The 1,461-nt window shown below is 46.1% G+C and carries 1 pseudogene; it reads left to right on the top strand.

The window, feature by feature from the left end:
- Nucleotides 1-1,384 (top strand): annotated as a pseudogene (locus tag R7O12_RS24685) (SPOR domain-containing protein); the annotation flags it as partial.
- Nucleotides 1,385-1,461: the final 77 nt, after the last annotated feature.

Genomic DNA, 1,461 nt, shown 5'->3' with positions numbered 1-1,461 from the left:
ACGATACCTTGAGCTGGGTGCGAGTAACAAAAATCAATGTTTGTTACTTTGTCATGCGACCCAAGATGACGTGCAGCGTCGCGTCCTCATCTTGAGTCAGCTGGTTTCCGATGCATTGTTTAATCAACAAGAGCCTTTACTCGACAGTCTAGAGCGTATTCTCGTAGATGAGCCTTGCGATATTGCGATTGTTATTGATGACGCTCATTTACTTAGTGAAACGCTCGTTTCGGAGTTATGGACGTTAGTCTTAGAGGCGCATGAAAAGCCGAACTGGACGATCAACGTGTTGCTTTTTACTCAGTCTGGGCGTTTGGAGTCGGTCTTGTCTCGATTGAGTTATGGGCAAGAACTTAAGCCAGTTGAACTTGATATCGATATGCTATCCGAAGTGGAAGCGCGTCGTTTCTTCGAATCACTAGTGGTTAGGTATGTCGATGACGATGCGGAGAAACGTGTTCGAGATGCATTTAAGAAAGTCGACCCGATTCCGGGTGACATCATGGCATTAGGAGAGATGAAAGTGGAAAAAAGGATCATTATCCGTTCAATTGTCGGATCGCCACTCAACATCGCATTAGTGGTTTTGGTGCTACTGTTGCTGGCCGCTGGTGGTTAGTGGTGGGTGTTTAATCAGCCAAGCACAGATGACAAAGCGCAGCAGATCACGGGAAGCATCGAGCAAACTGCCATTCCGACACTCACTGAGCCGACTCTTTCGCCATCAGAATCTAATTTAACCTCAGTGACTGACGGCTTGCCAAATGATGGCGATTTATCAGATGCGACTGACGATTCCAACTCATTGCCACCAACGGTGACAGAAGAAGTAGCAAGCGTCGGGAATGATGATACCCAGCAGCGTGTTGTGATTGAATCTGACGTGGTTGATGCTCTGTTAGAAGGTAAGCCTGAGCAAGCGAATACAGACAATATTAAAGCGTTAGTAGAAGGGGCTGAACCTCAAGCGAAAACCCAGTCAGAGACAAACTCTTCTTTGATTAAAGTGGTGAAGCCAAGCGATGCCGCATCAGAAGAGGTTGCGAAAACAGAGACGACATCAAGTAAACCTATCGTCAAATTCTCGTTTGCACGTGAAGAGCTAAAAGCGTTATCCCCAAGAGCGTACACCTTGCAGTTAGCAGCCATGACATCAATGGAAGATGTGCAAGCTTTTCTTGATGAGCATCAGCTGAATAACAAGGTACGCATTTATCCGACGGTTCGCAGTGGAACGGAATGGTACATCGTGACTTACCAAGATTATCCGACAATTCAAATGGCTCGAGACGCGGTAGAGAAGCTGCCAGATTCACTTAAGTCGGTGAGCCCATGGGCAAAATCGCTAGGCCAAGTTCATCGAGAAATTGATCGCGTGAAATAATCCTGAGCTTCGCTGAAAAATATGTTACATTCCGCAGCCTTAATTTTTGGTCGATAGATAGAGCAGTAGATGAAAAA

It is taken from the genome of Vibrio sp. Vb1574, assembly GCF_033338675.1.
The sequence above is the reverse complement of the archived record's forward strand: the minus strand, read 5'-3'. Positions and strand labels throughout refer to the sequence as shown.